This window comes from Rhodovulum sp. BSW8 (assembly GCF_003314725.1).
In the GTDB taxonomy this organism is placed as follows: Bacteria; Pseudomonadota; Alphaproteobacteria; order Rhodobacterales; family Rhodobacteraceae; genus Rhodovulum; species Rhodovulum visakhapatnamense.
Genome location: NZ_QNVX01000004.1, coordinates 81489 through 96138 on the forward strand (window position 1 = coordinate 81489; position 14650 = coordinate 96138).

The 14650-nt window shown below is 69.0% G+C and carries 14 protein-coding genes; all 14 read right to left on the minus strand.

Annotated elements, in window-relative coordinates; all coding sequences use genetic code 11:
* Nucleotides 1-18: 18 nt before the first annotated feature.
* Nucleotides 19-1671 (minus strand): DNA repair protein RecN, encoded by a 1653-nt coding sequence (gene recN / locus DSD19_RS01645; RefSeq protein WP_075786553.1) that lies wholly within the window; start codon nucleotides 1669-1671, stop codon nucleotides 19-21.
* A gap of 22 nt (nucleotides 1672-1693) precedes the next feature.
* On the minus strand, nucleotides 1694-2539 hold the full coding sequence (locus DSD19_RS01650; protein WP_075786552.1) for an outer membrane protein assembly factor BamD: 846 nt from the start codon (nucleotides 2537-2539) through the stop codon (nucleotides 1694-1696).
* A gap of 128 nt (nucleotides 2540-2667) precedes the next feature.
* Nucleotides 2668-3585 carry a UDP-3-O-acyl-N-acetylglucosamine deacetylase gene (gene lpxC / locus DSD19_RS01655; RefSeq protein ID WP_113668314.1) on the minus strand — a complete coding sequence of 306 codons (918 nt, stop codon included), beginning with the start codon at nucleotides 3583-3585 and terminating at the stop codon, nucleotides 2668-2670.
* Between the two features lie 316 nt (nucleotides 3586-3901).
* The gene (gene ftsZ, locus DSD19_RS01660) at nucleotides 3902-5524 is read right to left on the minus strand and encodes a cell division protein FtsZ (RefSeq protein ID WP_113668315.1); all 1623 of its coding nucleotides are present in this window, start codon (nucleotides 5522-5524) and stop codon (nucleotides 3902-3904) included.
* A gap of 177 nt (nucleotides 5525-5701) precedes the next feature.
* Entirely contained in the window at nucleotides 5702-7036 is a 1335-nt protein-coding gene (gene ftsA / locus DSD19_RS01665; protein WP_075786549.1) for a cell division protein FtsA, read from the minus strand.
* Nucleotides 7036-7914 carry a cell division protein FtsQ/DivIB gene (locus DSD19_RS01670; RefSeq protein WP_113668316.1) on the minus strand — a complete coding sequence of 293 codons (879 nt, stop codon included), beginning with the start codon at nucleotides 7912-7914 and terminating at the stop codon, nucleotides 7036-7038. Before DSD19_RS01670 ends, ftsA begins: the two co-directional genes overlap by 1 nt.
* On the minus strand, nucleotides 7902-8780 hold the full coding sequence (locus tag DSD19_RS01675; RefSeq protein ID WP_243627626.1) for a D-alanine--D-alanine ligase: 879 nt from the start codon (nucleotides 8778-8780) through the stop codon (nucleotides 7902-7904). The genes DSD19_RS01670 and DSD19_RS01675 overlap by 13 nt, the downstream gene beginning before the upstream one ends.
* An 87-nt stretch (nucleotides 8781-8867) precedes the next feature.
* Nucleotides 8868-9800, minus strand: coding sequence for a UDP-N-acetylmuramate dehydrogenase (murB, locus tag DSD19_RS01680; protein WP_113668318.1), 933 nt, complete (start codon nucleotides 9798-9800; stop codon nucleotides 8868-8870).
* Complete coding sequence (locus tag DSD19_RS01685; protein ID WP_075786545.1) at nucleotides 9797-10081, minus strand: hypothetical protein; 285 nt, start codon at nucleotides 10079-10081, stop codon at nucleotides 9797-9799. Before DSD19_RS01685 ends, murB begins: the two co-directional genes overlap by 4 nt.
* On the minus strand, nucleotides 10078-10335 hold the full coding sequence (locus DSD19_RS01690; RefSeq protein ID WP_075786544.1) for a DUF2484 family protein: 258 nt from the start codon (nucleotides 10333-10335) through the stop codon (nucleotides 10078-10080). Before DSD19_RS01690 ends, DSD19_RS01685 begins: the two co-directional genes overlap by 4 nt.
* Nucleotides 10336-10495: 160 nt before the next feature.
* Nucleotides 10496-10783 carry a hypothetical protein gene (locus tag DSD19_RS01695; RefSeq protein ID WP_075786543.1) on the minus strand — a complete coding sequence of 96 codons (288 nt, stop codon included), beginning with the start codon at nucleotides 10781-10783 and terminating at the stop codon, nucleotides 10496-10498.
* A gap of 18 nt (nucleotides 10784-10801) precedes the next feature.
* On the minus strand, nucleotides 10802-12199 hold the full coding sequence (gene murC / locus DSD19_RS01700; protein WP_075786542.1) for a UDP-N-acetylmuramate--L-alanine ligase: 1398 nt from the start codon (nucleotides 12197-12199) through the stop codon (nucleotides 10802-10804).
* On the minus strand, nucleotides 12199-13293 hold the full coding sequence (locus tag DSD19_RS01705) for a UDP-N-acetylglucosamine--N-acetylmuramyl-(pentapeptide) pyrophosphoryl-undecaprenol N-acetylglucosamine transferase (RefSeq protein ID WP_075786541.1): 1095 nt from the start codon (nucleotides 13291-13293) through the stop codon (nucleotides 12199-12201). Before DSD19_RS01705 ends, murC begins: the two co-directional genes overlap by 1 nt.
* The gene (locus tag DSD19_RS01710; RefSeq protein ID WP_075786540.1) at nucleotides 13290-14459 is read right to left on the minus strand and encodes a putative peptidoglycan glycosyltransferase FtsW; all 1170 of its coding nucleotides are present in this window, start codon (nucleotides 14457-14459) and stop codon (nucleotides 13290-13292) included. Before DSD19_RS01710 ends, DSD19_RS01705 begins: the two co-directional genes overlap by 4 nt.
* Nucleotides 14460-14650: the final 191 nt, after the last annotated feature.

The following is a 14650-nucleotide window of genomic DNA, read 5'->3' on the forward strand; positions in this document are numbered from 1 at the left end:
CGCCCCGGCGTTTCGCTCTCAGGAGGACAAAAGCGCCCGCGCCGCGGCCCGCGCCGCATCGGTCACGGTGTCGCCCGACATCATCCGGGCGATCTCGTCGACCCGCGCGGCGGCATCGAGCGGCGTCACCGTCGACAGCGTCACGTCCCCCTCGACACGCTTTTCCACACGCCAGTGATGATCGCCCTGTGCGGCGACCTGCGGCGAATGGGTAACGACAAGCACCTGCGCCGAGCCCGCCAGCGCCGCCAGCCTCCGCCCGACCGCATCGGCCGTGGCCCCGCCGACACCGCGGTCGATCTCGTCGAAGATAAGCGTCAGCGGGCTTGCCCCGCGCACGAGACACACCTTCAGCGCCAGCAGAAAGCGCGACAGCTCGCCCCCGGACGCGATCCGGTTCAGCGGCCCCGCGGGCGCGCCCGGATTGGTCGCCACGGTGAAGGCCACCGCATCGCGGCCCTCGGGTCCGGGCTCGGCCTCGGCGATCCCGGTCGAAAAGACCGCCCGTTCCATCTTCAGCGGCGCAAGCTCGCCCGCCATCGCCGCGTCGAGCCGCACCGCCGCCGCGCGGCGGGCCTCGCTCAGCGCCGCCGCTGCCGCGTCAAAGGCCGCCCGCGCGGTCTCTGCCGCGCGCCGCTGCCCGGCCAGATCGCCCTCTCCGGCGTCGAGTGCCGCCAGCCGGGTCTGCAGGTCTTCGGCAAAACGCCCCAGGTCGTCGGGCAGCACGCCATGCTTGCGCGCCAGCGCCCGGATCGCGAAGAGCCGCTCTTCGGCCGCTTCCAACGCGCCCGGGTCGAAGTCGAGCGCCTCAAGACAGTCCTCTACGCCCTGCACCGCCTCGCCCAGCTCGATCAGCGCGCGCGAGAGCGCGGCGAGCGGCGTGTCGAGCCGTCCCTCGGCCCTGTCGGCCGCGCCTTCGAGCCAGCGGAGCGCGTCGCCCATCCGTCCCTCGGCGCCCTCTCCGGGGCCCAGGGCGGCATGGGCACGGGTAATATCCTCACGAATGCGCTCGGCTGCTTGCATGGTCCGGCGGCGGGCGTCGAGTTCGGCCTCTTCGCCGGTCAAGGGCGACAGCTCGGTCATCTCCGCGACCGCGTGGCGCAGGAAATCCTCTTCGGCGCGGAGCGCGGCCAGCCGCGCTTCGGCCTCGGCGACCGCGCGCTCGGCGCGCGACCGGGCGCGCCAGGCGGCCCGCACCGCGTCAAGTTGCGCGTCGAGCCCTCCGAAGGCGTCCAGCAGCTGGCGGTGGCCGCGTGGGTTGAGAAGCCCCCGGTCGTCCTGCTGGCCATGCAGCTCGACCAGCGTGTCCGACAACGCGCGCAGCACCTCGCCCGAGACCCGGCGGTCGTTGACCCAGGCGGTCTTGCGGCCCTCGGCGCTGTTGACCCGGCGCAGGATCAGCTCGTCCCCGGCCTCGAGCCCGGCCTCGGCCAGAACCTCGCGCGCCGGGTGTCCGGCGGGCAACTCGAACACCGCCACCACCTCGCCCTGGGCGGCGCCGGTGCGCACCAGATCGGCGCGGCCGCGCCAGCCCAGAACGAAGCCCAGGGAATCGAGCAGGATCGACTTGCCGGCGCCGGTCTCGCCGGTCAGCACGTTCAGCCCCGGCCGGAACGCTAGCTCCAGCCGGTCGATGATCAGCATGTCCCGGATGTCGAGACTGCGCAGCATCACCCCAGGTCCCGCGCTCGGATCAGAGCCACTCGCCCTTGATCATCTGCCGGTAGATCGTGCTGAGCCAGCCGTCGCCCTTGGCCTCGGGTTCCAGCCCCTTGGCCTGCAGCAGCTTGTAGCCGTCCGCGTACCAGTCAGTGCTCTGGAAGTTGTGACCGAGGATCGCACCGGCCGTCTGCGCCTCGCTGTCGAGCCCGAGCGCCAGATAGGCTTCGATCAGCCGGTAGAGCGCCTCGGCGGTATGGGTGGTGGTCTGGAAGTCCTCGACCACCACGCGGAACCGATTCACGGCCGCCGAATAATTCTTTCTTTTCAGATAGAAACGGCCGACTTCCATCTCTTTCGCCGCCAGATGGTTGAAGGCGAGGTCGAATTTGAGGATCGCGGACTGGGCATATTCGCTGTCGGGATAGCGCTCGATCACGGTCCGAAGCGCCTGCAGCGCCTGGAAGGTCAGCCCCTGGTCGCGGCCCACGAGGTCGATCTGGTCGTAATAGCTCAGCGCCAGCAGATACTGGGCATAGGCCGCATCCTCGTCGGCCGGATAAAAGTCGATATAGCGCTGCGACGAGGCGCGGGCGTTCTCGTAATCCTTGGCCTGATGATAGGTATAGGCCTGCATGATGAGCGCGCGCTTGGCCCATTCGGAATAGGGGAACAGCCGCTCGACCTCGCCGTAAAGACGCGCGGCCTCTTCAAGGTCGCGGTCCTTCTCGAGCTTGGTCTCGGCCATCTGGAAGATGGTGGGCGCGTCATAGGATTCGAGCGGCGGCGGCTTGCGCGATCCGATCGGATCGCAGGCCGCCGTAAGCGAAAGCACCAAGATTGCCGCTACCGCTCCGATGCGCCTGCTACCTGTCGCCATCTGCCCGTTACCCCGTCCTCAAACGCTGCCCGCGACCGGTGCTTGATGCGCACTCCTTCCGGGCCTTGGGGCTGTCCTAGCACAGAAAAATCCGGTGCAAAACGCCTTTGGCGCGGAAACTGCAGCGCTCAGGCAACGGCCTTCAGATCGGCGGAATTGACGCCGAAGCCGGGCAGGACCGCGCCCTGGTCGGGCGAACAGGTTTCCAGCCGGAACGCCCCCGGCTGCGAAAAGAGCGTGCGCAAAAGCCGGTTGGTCAGCGCGTGCCCGGCGCGTTCGCCGCGATAACGTCCAAGGATCGGGGCGCCCGCAAGCGCGAGATCGCCCAGTGCATCCAGCATCTTGTGGCGCACGGGCTCGTCGCGATGGCGCAGCCCGCCGGGGCTCAGGACCTTGTCGCCATCGAACACGACCGCGTTGTCGAAGGTGCCGCCGAGCGCCAGACCGGCCGCGCGCATCGCCTCGACATCGGCGTTGCGGCAGAAGGTGCGGCTGTCGCACAGCTCGCGCACGAAAGCGCCATTGGCCATGTTCAGCCGCCGGGCCTGATGGCCGATGGCGGTATCGGCGAAGGTGATCTCGAAGTCGATTTCCAGCGTCTCGGCTGGGCCGAGGCTGGCCCGGGCCTCGCCTTCGGACACCTCGACATGTTCGAGGACGCGCAGCACCCGGACTGGCGCGGCCAGACGACGCAGGCCGCGCGACAGGATGCCCTGCACGAAGGGCGCGGAGGATCCGTCCATCACCGGCACTTCGGGGCCGTCGATCTCGATCAGGGCGTTGTGCACGCCGCAACCGGCAAGCGCCGCCATCAGGTGTTCGACCGTCATCACCGAGGCCCGGCCATTGGCCAGCTTGGTGCAGAGCCGCGACGGCTCGACCGCATCCCAGCGCGCCGGGATCAGCGCATCGGGCCCGTCGATATCGGTGCGGCGGAACCACAACCCGTATTCGGCAGAGGCAGGATGGATCGTCAGGCGCACCGGACGCCCGGTGTGAAGGCCGGTGCCCGTGAAGGTGATCGGGGATTTCAGCGTCGTCTGCATTTCGGACCTGCTCTCGGTTGATCCGGGCTTCGCACGTCCCGGCATCTTGGATGTAGAGGCCCGCCCCGGTCTGCTCAATTCAAACATTGCAACGGTCTGAAACAACGGCCCGGCCCGGTCGGCGGGAACTCGCCTGCCTTGCAGGGACTTGAAATGAAATGGAAAATTCTGCACCTCCGATGGCGGGCCTAAATCCGACGTTGCGTCACGTCCGCACGAACACGCGAGCGGGCGAAACGAAAACGGGGCCGGCGAACCGGCCCCTGTCCCGCGATCTGCGGAGCTGCGCCCCTGGCGCCCCCCGGGAGGGCGGCGGTCAGTTCGCCTGACGCCGCAGGAAGGCCGGGATCTCGATCCGTTCCTGATCGGGGTCCAGATCCTCTTCTTCCTGATAGGCCGCAGGCCCGCGGCTATAAAGCGGAGGCTGCTGGCGGTAGGTGTGGGGGCTCCGCTCGGGTTGCTCCGGCGCATGGCCCGACATCCGGTTGATGAGCGACCCGATGCCGAACCGGCCCTTGTCGCCGCGCGGATCGTCCTGCTGAGCCGCGGTCATCGTGGCCTGAACCGGCTGGCGGGCCGGGGTCTTGGCGACGGCTGCGCGCAGACGGGCCAGCGTCTCGGGGGTCGGCTCGCCCGGAGACCGCGGACGCGGCGCGACGAAGCTCTCCGCTTCGGGCTCCTCGGCCGGCTGGTAGGCGGGCGGAGGCAGATCGGCACCGCCGCGGGCGGTTTCGACCAGATCCTCGACGCTCGACCCGGCATTGGCCGGATCGAAGCCCGAGAAAAGCGAGGGCTCTTCGACCGGCTCCTGCACCAAAGGCTCGCGGGCGACGGCCGCGGCGGCCGGACGCTGGGCCGGGGCGGGCGCCTGCACATGAGCGGGCTGGGCGGCCGCCGGGGCGTCCTGCACCTCGGCGCGGCGCAGCGGCTCGCGCATCGGGCGCCGCGGCAGCGGGATATCCTCGGTCCGCGCGGCGGCGTCGATGCCGGTCGCCACGACCGAGACGCGCATCCGCCCGTCCATGTCCGGATCGAGGGTCGAGCCGACGATGATGTTGGCATCGGGATCGACCACGTCGCGGATGCGGTTCGCCGCCTCGTCCAGTTCGAACAGCGTCAGGTCGTAGCCGCCGGTGATGTTGATCAGCACACCCTTGGCGCCGTTCAGGCTGATTTCGTCCAGCAGCGGGTTGGCGATCGCGGCTTCGGCGGCCTGGATCGCGCGATCCTCGCCATCGGCCTCGCCGGTGCCCATCATCGCCTTGCCCATCTCGTCCATCACCGCGCGCACGTCGGCGAAGTCGAGGTTGATCAGGCCCGGACGGACCATCAGGTCGGTCACGCCCTTCACACCCTGATAGAGCACGTCATCGGCCAAAGAGAAGGCCTCGGTGAAGGTGGTCTTTTCGTTGGCCAGCCGGAACAGGTTCTGGTTGGGGATGATGATCAGCGTGTCGACGACCTTCTGCAGGTTCTCGACGCCGTCCTCGGCCTGACGCATCCGCTTGGAGCCCTCGAACTGGAAGGGCTTGGTCACCACGCCGACGGTCAGAACCCCCAGCTCGCGCGCGGCCTGGGCGATGATCGGGGCGGCGCCGGTGCCGGTGCCGCCGCCCATCCCGGCGGTGATGAAGCACATATGCGCGCCCGCCAGATGATCGACGATCTGCTCGATCGATTCCTCGGCCGCGGCCGCGCCCACCGTCGGACGGGCCCCGGCGCCGAGACCCTCGGTCACCTTCACGCCCATCTGGATCCGGGCCTGCGCATTCGATTGCTGAAGCGCCTGGGCATCGGTGTTCGCCACCACGAACTCGACGCCTTCCAGACGCTTCTCGATCATGTTGTTGACGGCGTTGCCCCCGGCGCCACCGACGCCGAACACCGTGATCCGCGGCTTGAGCTCTTCCTGCTCAGGCATGGTGAGGTTTAGTGCCATAGGTTTTGGTCCGCCTGCTGTTTTCTTTGTGGCCCGGGGGCCGTTCTACGCAAAATCTAGTCTTATCCTACGCAACTAGTGCGTGATCGTCACGGAAAAAACGCTTTAATACCACAAAATCCATATGCGGCTTGACATCTGTCCGCGAGATTTTGCCGATGGCGCGATATCTTGCGGTCACCAGTTTTCCTTGAACCATCTGACGGCCCTTTTCAGCGACCGGGCCGGATACCGATCCATCGGCATCTCGAAATCCCACCATTCGTCCTGCGGCTGCGCGGCGAAAAGGCACAGTCCCACCAGCGCCGCGAATCCTGGGCCGGTCGCCGATTGCGGCAGCCCGTGCACGCGAAGCGGCCGGCCGAGCCGGACCTGGTTGCCGAGGATTCGCGCGGCCAGCCCGTCGAGCCCGGGGATCTGGCTGCCGCCCCCGGTCAAGACGATCCGCTGGCTCGGCAGATGCTCGAAGCCCGCGGCGTCGAGCCGCGCGCGCACCTCTTCGAGGATCTCCTCGACCCTGGGACGCATGATCCCGATCAGCTCGGCCCGGCTGACCGAGCGGGTGTCGGTCTCGTAATCGCCGCTGTCGCCGCCCAGATCGATCATCTCGCGGTCGTCCATGCCGGTCGCGACCACGCCGCCGTAAAGCGTCTTGATCCGCTCGGCCGTCGACAGCGGCACATGCAGCCCCTTCGAGATGTCCGAGGTCACGTGCTCGCCGCCCATGCGCACGCTGTCGGCATAGATCATGTGCTTCTTGATGAAGACCGAGATGCCGGTCGCGCCGCCGCCCAGATCGATGCAGGCCGCGCCAAGTTCCTGTTCATCCTCGACCAGCGCCGAGATGCCCGCGGCATAGGCCGACGAGGCCAGCCCGGCGGGTTCCAGATCGCAGCGCTTGATGCAATGGACGAGGTTCTGCACCGCGCCGCCATCGACTGTCAGCATATGCATGTCGCAGGCCAGCCGGTGGCCGACCTGGCCGCGCGGATCGACAAGGCCCGAGCGGTGGTCCAGCGCGAAATTCACCGGCTGGGCATGCAGCACCTCGCGGTTCGCGCCAATCTCGGGCATGTCGCAGGCGGCCAGCACCCGGGCGACGTCCTGTTCGGCGACCGCATCGTCCAGCACGGTGACCTGACCGTCGAGCCCGTAGGACCGCGGCTCGCCGCCCGAGAAGCAGGCGATCACCTGATCGACGCGCACCTGCGCCATCTTCTGGGCGGCCTGCAGCGCCGTGCGGATCGCGCGTTCGGCCTCGTTCATGCCGTGGATCTCGCCAAAGCGGATCCCGCGCGAGCGGGTGGTGGCGGCGCCGATCACCCGGAACCGCGACTGCCCGGCCAGCGCGCCCATCTGTTCGACCCCGCCGCGCGGCGCAATGCCGTCGAAGCGCAGCACCAGACAGGCGACCTTCGAACTGCCCACGTCGAGGATGGCGATCACGCCCCGGTCCATCGCCAGCTTGCGCATCCGCCGCATCGCCCGCTGCGAGTGATAGAGGTCCGTCATCAATTCACCGCTCCTGCCTGTGTTGTCTGGATTTTCCGGAAGTCTTCGATGGCGGCCGGCGCCAGCCTCAGCGTCGGCCGCGACGGGTTGCGCAGGTCGACCGCGACGATGTCGCGCGCCAGCATGCCCGACACGTCCTCAAGCGCGATCACCCGTTCCAGCGCCGCGACCGCGCCGGTTTCGGGCAGAAGGATGCGCTGGTCGCGGTCCAGAACCACGTCCCAGCGGCGCTCGCCCATGCGCACCAGCCCGCGCACCCGTTCGGAAATCGGCGCGGCGGCGGCGAACAGCGCCACCGCCTCGGGCGCCGCGGTCTCGGCGCCATCGCCCGCGATCAGGGGCAGGTCGGCGCGGGATTCGCGGCTGTCGAGCGCGGCAACGCGGCGGCCGCCGGCATCGAGCAGGCTCAGCCCGTCGCGGCTGCGCCAGACAAGCGCCGCCTCGCGCTGCTGGATCTTCATTTCCAGCACGCCGCCGGACCGGATCCGCAGCTCGGCCGATTTCACGGCATCGAGCGCGGTGACCGCCTGCCGCATCGCCTCGAGGTCCAGATCGAAGGACGAAGCGGGCAGGTTCAGCGGCACGGTGGCGCGGATCTCGCGGTCGATCGGCGCCGAGGCGCCCTCGATCACCAGCAGCTTGACCATGAATTCGGGCCGGGTCTCGATGTCCCGGCGGATCTCGGCGAGGCCGTCGCCGATGGCGGCGCGGCGGTCGGCATCGGCCAGCCAGATCGTGGGGATCGCGGCCAGCACCACCAGCGGCAGCCCCTTCAGCACCGCCTTGCGGACGAAGGGCGTCAGCCACAGCCGCTGGGCGCGATAGGCCCAGCGCGACGGTGCGGGATCGCGGAACGCGGGCGGGCTCAGCGGTCGCATGAGGCGTCCTCCACCAGCCAGCGGCACAGCTGACCGAAGGAAATCCCGCATTGCGCGGCCTGTTCGGGCGCCAGCGAGGTGGGGGTCATCCCGGGTTGGGTATTGGTTTCCAGCAGGATCAGCCCGTCGAGCCCGCGGCTGTCGTCCCAGCGGAAATCGGTGCGGCTGACGCCCCGGCAGCCCAGCGCGGCATGGGCGCGCAGCGCGAAGTCGAGACAGGCCTCGAAGACCTCGGCCGGCAGATCGGCGGGCACCACATGGCGCGATCCGCCCTGCGCGTATTTGGCGTGATAGTCGTACCAGCCGTCGGTCAGGATGTCGGTCACGGTCAGCGCCCGGTCGCCCATCACCGTGGTCGTCAGTTCGCGGCCCGGCGCATAGCTTTCGACCATGACGACCTCGGGCATCTCGGCGCCAAGCTGGGGCGGCGCGTTGGCGGCCTCATGGACGATATGGATACCGACCGACGAGCCCTCGTTGTTGGGCTTGACCACATAGGGAGGCGCGATGACATGGCGCGCGGAAACTTCGGCCTTGCTGGCCAGGCGGCTTTCGACCACCGGCAGCCCGGCGGCGCGATAGGCCTCTTTCGAGCGCTGCTTGTCCATCGCCAGAGCCGAGGCCAGCACGCCCGAATGGGTATAGGGAAGGCGCAGCCATTCCAGCAGGCCCTGGACGCAGCCATCTTCGCCCCAGCGGCCATGCAATGCATTGAAGACGACGTCGGGCGCAGACGCACGAAGCTGCTCGGGCAGGTCCTGCCCGGCATCCACCTCGATCACGTCGAAGCCTTCCCCTCGCAGGGCGATGGCGCATTCGCGCCCGGACGACAGCGACACCTCGCGTTCCGACGAGGGGCCACCCATCAATACCGCCACACGGGGGGCTGTCCTGCTCGACTCGCCCGCCACTGGTGCTGCCTCGTGTTGCGCGGGCCTTTTCGCTCCGCGCGCTTATGGTTTGACCGGGGCCGGTTCGCCGACCCTCAGTACCTCCCATTCTAGCTGTATTCCCGAGGATTGAAAAACCCTTTTTCGGACGTCCTCGCCAAGCCCTTCCAGATCCGCGGCCGTTGCGCCGCCGGTGTTGATCAGGAAATTCGAATGCTTTTCAGATATTTGCGCGCCGCCCTTGCGAAGTCCCCTTAAGCCCGCAGCATCGATCAGGCTCCAGGCTTTCAGCTCGTGGGTGTCATCTGCCGCACCGGTCGAACTGAAGCCCGCGGGGTTGCGGAAGGTCGATCCGGCGGTCCGCTCTTTGGTCGGCTGCGAGGCGTCGCGGCGCGCAAGCTGGTCGGCCATTCGCGCCGCCAGCGCCTCGGGATCGCCCGGGGGCCCGGCCAGCACGGCTTCGGCGATGACCCAGCCCTCGGGCAGGTCGGTCTGGCGGTAGCGGAAGTTCAGGTCTTCGGCCGTCAGCGTCACGATCTCGCCCTGGCGCGTGACCGCGCGGGCCGAGACGAAGACATCGGCGAGATAGCGCCCATAACAGCCCGCATTCATCCGAACGGCGCCGCCGATGGCGCCCGGAATCGTGCGCAGGAAGCTCAGGTCGACCCCCGCTGCCGCCGCCTGACGCGCCACGAAGGAATCGAGCGCCGCGGCCCCGGCCGTCACCTGTCCGTCCGCGACCGAGATCGCGTTGAAGCCGCGGCCGAGCCGGATCACCACCCCCCGGAGCCCGCCGTCGCGCACGATCAGGTTCGAGCCCACGCCCATCGGAAAGACCGGCATCTCGGGTGGCAGGGCGGCAAGGAAGGCGGCCAGATCCTCGATATCGGCGGGCTGGAACAGCCAGTCGGCCGGGCCGCCGACGCGCAGCCAGGTCAGCTCGGCCAGGCTCCGGCCGGGGGTCAGCGTGCCGCGGGTCGCGGGCATTGGGGTCATTCGCTGTCTCCGATCCATGCGCCGAGCGCATATAACAGCGCCGACAGCACCGCAACGCCCCCCCAGGGCGCCAGCACCGCGATCGGGGCGAGACCGCCGCCGCCGCTGGCCTTCTGAAGCAGCAGGCCGCCCCAGATCAGCCAGACGGCGGTGGTGTAAAGGCCGAACAGAACGGTGAACCCGATGGCGCTGCGCTTCAGCCCGTGGCCGAGTGCTGCATAGGCGACGACGGGACCGACGGCCCAACTGGCATAGGCTAGCAGGAGCGTCGGCCCGGTCATTCGCCCGAATGGCTGCGCCTGCGCTTGGTCAGGCTGCGGCCCAGATAGATCAGCGGCCAGCGCAGGATCGACACCCCCGCCGCCAGGGCGATGAGCCCCCAGACCGGGCCGCTCTGGTAGGTCACGAAGCCCACCAGCGGGATGCCGGTGGCGATCAGGGCATAGGCGCCGGGCCAGTGGAACTTTTCGGGCAAAAGGCCGACCACGGTCGCGACCAGCACCCAGAGACAGGCCAGAACCAGCGAGAGGGTCATGTCAGGGCCTTTCGGACCGGGGTGGCGGGACCGTCGGGCCGGGCCCGGTGGCAAGGTCTGGCGGGGCGACTGGCGGATGGCGTGCCGCCGGTCGCGCGCGCGGCGGGAGGCGGGCCGGACGGACGGGCCGGGACGGTGCGGCCCCTGACCCTGCGCGCGATCATTCTGCGCCGCCTTCGGACCGGTTGTCGCCCGAGAGTGCCCCGAGCGCGCCGCCGATGCCCGCGGGCAGGTCGACCAGCAACGTGGCGGATTCGCGGAACGGTCCGGCCAAGGCGGCCTCGGGCCCGAAGAGATCGCCGGTCGGAACCAGCGAGACCGCGACCGCCGCCGCCGTCAGCAGCACCGCCGCGGTGATCGAGGGCGAGGTGCGCCTCAGCGCCCGCAGGCCCAGCACGCCCGCCACCAGCGCCGCGCCGCAGATTGCTATGACCAGATAGGGAATCATGCCGCTCCGTCCGCTCCCTTATCCTTTCAGCCGCGCGGGCAGGTTGTTGGCCCAGGCGCTGATCGTGCCGGCGCCGAGGCAGACCACCATGTCGCCCGGCCCGGCCTGCTCGCGCACCAGCCGTTCAAGATCGTCTTCGCAAAGGATGGCCCGGGCATGGCGATGGCCGTGCCGGATCAGCCCGGCGACCAGATCGTCGCGGGTCGCGCCCGCAATCGGGTCCTCGCCCGCGCCATAGACTTCGGCAATGCCCACCACATCGGCCTCGTTGAAACAGGTGCAGAAATCGTCGAACAGCGAATGCAGCCGCGTGTAGCGGTGCGGTTGATGTACGGCGATGACGCGCCCTTCCGTCGCTTGCCGCGCGGCTTTCAGCACGGCGGCGATTTCCACCGGGTGGTGGCCGTAATCGTCGATGACGGCGATCCCGTTGGCCTCGCCCACCTTGGTAAAGCGCCGGTTGACGCCGCCGAAGGCCGCCAACGCACTGCGGATCTCGTCGGCCTTCAGCCCCAGATGGCGGGCGACCGCCACCGCGCCCAGCGCGTTCGACACGTTGTGATCGCCGGGCATCGGCAGCGTGCAGCCCTCGATCAGCATGTCCTCGGTCTGCAGCGCGATGTCGAATTCGGCCTGGCCCGCGCGATAGCGCAGGTTCACCGCGCGCACATCGGCCTGGGCGTTGAAGCCGAAGGTCACCACCTTGCGGTCGGTCACCCGGCCGACCAGCGCCTGAACCTCGGGATGATCGGTGCAGCAGACCGCCAGCCCGTAGAACGGGATGTTCGACACGAAGTCGTAAAAGCCCTGCCGCAGCGCCTCGAAGCTGCCCCAGTGCTCCATGTGTTCGGGGTCGATATTGGTCACCACCGCGATGGTCGCGGGCAGGCGGTTGAAGGTGCCGTCGGATTCGTCGGCCTCGACCACCATCCATTCGCCCGCGCCCATCCGGGCGTTCGAGCCATAGGCATGGATGATGCCGCCATTGATGACGGTCGGATCGAGCCCGCCCGCATCGAGAAGCGTCGCCACCATCGTCGTCGTGGTGGTCTTGCCATGGGTGCCCGCGATCGCGACGTTCGATTTCAGCCGCATCAGCTCGGCCAGCATCTCGGCCCGGCGCACGATGGGCAGGCCGCGCCGCCGCGCCGCGTCAAGCTCGGGGTTGCCGGGCTTGATGGCCGAGGAAATGACCACGACCTCGGCGTTTTCCAGGTTCTCCTCGCGCTGGCCCTCGAAGACGGTCGCGCCCAAGCCCGCCAGCCGGTCGGTGATCTTGCTCGATTTCAGGTCCGAGCCCTGCACCCGGTAGCCGAGGTTCAACAGCACCTCGGCAATGCCCGACATGCCGATGCCTCCGATTCCGACGAAATGGATCGGCCCCACATCGGTCGGCAGCTTTGTCGCCGCGTTCATCATTTTCCTTCTCCGCCCAGCGCCTCGACGATCTCGGCCAGCCCGTCGACGGCATCGGGTTTGCCGCAGCGCATCGCCGCCACGGCCATCTGCATCGCTCCCTTGGGCTGGCCCAGAACCGTGGCGATCTGGTCTGAAAGCGCGACCGGGTCAAGCGCGGATTCCGGGATCAGGATCGCGGCCCCCGCCGCGACCAGGCCCCGCGCATTGGCGGTCTGGTGATCGCCCGCGGCATGCGGGTAGGGGATCAGGATCGCGGGCCGCCCGATGGCCGAGATATCGGCCACCGACGAGGCGCCCGAGCGGCTGATCACCAGCTGCGCCTCGGCCAGCCGGGCGGGAATGTCGTCGAAAAAGGGCCGGACCTCGGCCGTGACGCCCGCGGCGTCATAGGCCGCCACCACGCGGTCCACATCCTCCTCGCGGGCCTGATGCGACACCCTCAGATAGCCGCGCATCTCGGCGGGCAGGGCGGCGATGGCCGCGGGCACGCTGTCCGACAGCGCCCGTGCGCCCTGGCTGCCGCCGATGGCCACAAGGCTCATCGGATAGTCGCCGGGCGGGATATAGGGGGCGCCCGCGCGTTCGCGCACGGCGGCCCGGATCGGGTTGCCGGTATGGAAGGCCTCGACGCCCTCGGGCAGATCGGTCGGCCAGACCCCGCAGGCGACCGCATGGACCTTGGGCGCGAACAGCCGGTTGACCTTGCCCAGCACGCCGTTCTGTTCGTGGATCATCCGCGGGCGTTTCAGCAGCGTCGCCGCCGTCAGGGCCGGGAAGGACGGATAGCCGCCAAAGCCCGCGACGACGGCGGGCTTGTCGCGCAGCATCCGCCACAGCATCGCCGCGACGCCCGCGCCCAGCCGGAGGGGCGAGGCCGCGCGTGCCACAAGACCGCCCCGGTCGGGGCTGTCGGCGGCGATGGTCTCGATCTCGACCGCGCCCGGAAAGCCGCCCGCATAGCGCGCGCCGCGCGCATCGGTCGACAGCTTCACGCGCCAGCCGCGCGCCAGCATCGTCTCGGCCAGGGCCTGGGCCGGGAACATGTGCCCGCCGGTGCCCCCGGCAGCGATGACCAGAAGCGGGGCGCTCATTCGCGGGTCCTCCGGCGCAGAAGGTCGGTGATTTCGCCCTGGGGCCGGTTGCGGGTCAGCGCCAGCAGCATGCCGACCATGATGCCCCCCGCGATCAGCGACGAGCCCCCATAGCTGACGAAGGGCAGGGTCATGCCCTTGGCGGGCAACAACTTGACCGCGACGCCCATGTTGATCAGCGCCTGCACCCCGAAAGTGCAGGCGAGCCCTGTGCCCGCGATGCGGATGAAGGGATCGCGCTCTTTCAGCAGCCGGAAGAGCGACCGGATCACGATGGCGCAGTAAAGCGCGATGATGACCGCGACCAGCACCAGGCCGTATTCCTCGGCCGCGACCGCGATGATGAAGTCGGTATGCGCGTCGGGCAGCGACCACTTGACCTGGCCCTCGCCCACGCCGACGCCGAAGAAGCCGCCCTCGCGGATCGCGTTGGTGGCATAGCCCAGCTGGGTGCGCGGGTCGATCTCGGGGTTCAGGAAGCCGTCGATCCGGCGCGCGAAGTGGTCCGAATTCTCATAGGCGACGGTGCCCGCGAAGACGACGGCCCCGGCTACCGCCACCAGGATCATGAAGGGGGCGCCTGCCACGAAATACATCACCCCCCAGGCGAAGAGGATCAGCGCCGCCTGCCCGAAATCGGGCTGCAGCGCCAGGAAGCTCACGACGACCACGGCCAGCGCCAGCGACATGGTCTTGCCGGGCGGGCCCTCGACCTCCTGGGCCGCGGCCATCAGCCAGGCGGTGAGGATGATGAAGCCGGGCTTGAGAAATTCCGACGGCTGGACCGAGCCGAACCCCAGCGAATACCAGCGCACCGCGCCCTTGCCGAAATCGGTGCCGAAGACCGGCAGGAAGACCAGCGCCAGCAGAGCCACACCGCAGCCGATGACCCCGAGCCGCCGCACCTGTGTCGGCGAGAACATCGAGACGATCAGCATCGTGCACAGCGCGAGCCCGCCATAGACCGCCTGCCGTTCCACGTAATAGAAGGGCGGAAAGCCGTTTTTCTCGGCCAGCGGCGGCGAGGCCGCAAGGCCCAGCAGCATGCCCACGCCGAACAGCAGCAGCACGCAGGACATCGCCCACTTGTCTACCGTCCGCCACCAGCGCGGCAGGACGGGTTCACCCGCCCGAATGGGCGCGGTGCCATAGACCATCTCCGTCATGGGCCACTGCCTCGATCAGCCTCTGTCAATGCCCGTTTTCCGGGTCTGATGGGCAGTGTAGCGGCAAAACCTCATCGGCACCAGTGCGGAAAGGCGGATCGCTGCGTTTCGCAAGGCCGTCCGGGCGGGGCACCGCCTGCCATCGGGGCCTGTCTGTCCGTTGCGCCGGGGGCCGCGCAAGGGGCGGCCCC